Source organism: Prevotella sp. LCP21S3_D2 (genome assembly GCF_052118345.1).
GTDB lineage: Bacteria > Bacteroidota > Bacteroidia > Bacteroidales > Bacteroidaceae > Prevotella.
Genome location: NZ_JBQKHJ010000071.1, coordinates 1 through 1,056 on the forward strand (window position 1 = coordinate 1; position 1,056 = coordinate 1,056).

Annotated in this window: 2 protein-coding genes; both read right to left on the reverse strand. The window is 38.8% G+C overall.

The annotated features are described in order from the left end of the window. Positions 1–104 precede the first annotated feature (104 nt). Entirely contained in the window at positions 105–554 is a 450-nt protein-coding gene (locus ACTQ16_RS16615) for an HAD family hydrolase (protein ID WP_441938544.1), read from the reverse strand. Beyond that, positions 554–946 carry a hypothetical protein gene (locus ACTQ16_RS16620; protein ID WP_441938546.1) on the reverse strand — a complete coding sequence of 131 codons (393 nt, stop codon included), beginning with the start codon at positions 944–946 and terminating at the stop codon, positions 554–556. The genes ACTQ16_RS16615 and ACTQ16_RS16620 overlap by 1 nt, the downstream gene beginning before the upstream one ends. Between the last annotated feature and the right edge of the window lie 110 nt (positions 947–1,056).

Below are 1,056 nucleotides of genomic sequence, written 5' to 3' on the forward strand. Positions count from 1 at the left end.
TTTTGCAACACTAAGATAAGTGAAAATTCTGACATGGCAAAATCCTGGGCAACTTTTTGTTGCTCAGGAACTTATAAATAAAGTTAAATTATAGTGTTGCGGAATTAAGGTTTATTATATATCTCAGGATTGGGTTTTCCATGCTCAACATCCTCGCCAGCTATAATCAGCGTAAAAGCTTCCAACGCTCCTATATGCTCCAAGGCATTCATTAAGTTTTTCTTTCGTGCCGTAGATGCCACAGCAGTCAATCCCCCTGCTTGCTTGAAGGACTTCAACATAGAAAGGAGAGAATGGTTGACTTGCAACTTGTCAAAGAAGAGAGGGTAACAATCACCCTTAGCCTTTCTGATACCTTGCTTGATGACTGTATCAGAGATTCCCATATGCTCCATAAAGTCATCGAATCGGAAACCGAAACAATCTTGGTATTGCTGCTCAGTTAAATTCAAGCCAAACTGGGAGAAAGCCTTTTGGTAAGCCAAGAAATTAGCCTCGAAGGTATCTACCAAAGTCCCGTCAAAGTCTGTTACCAGTAGTTTTATCTGTGACATTACATATAGCGTTTTAGTTCTTCCGGTGTGCCGTATGAGTAATACTCCTCCATTTTAGCTAACTTTACATGCTCACCATTCTGCAAAAGTGTATTGAAAAGCAAAGATACATAGAACTCCGGCTTTGAGAAATGAGTATCAGCCAACATTGCATCTGCAGCATTCAAGAAACTCTGGGCTTTTGAGAAGAAATAAGCTCCACAAAGAGCATGATGAGAGATCACCTCTTTCTCTGCAGTTCTGATAACATTCATATCAGCATCTACCTCAGCATAGCTATACTTTGGAAGGTCTGAGTCGAAAGATACCAGCATTCCACCATCTACATCTTCTATTGACTTAGACAGAATAGATTCGATATTTTCTACATAATCCTTGCTTTTAAACTCCAAATCCTTAATTCCGCAACACTATAATTTAACTTTATTTATAAGTTCCTGAGCAACAAAAAGTTGCCCAGGATTTTGCCATGTCAGAATTTTCACTTATCTTAGTGTTGCAA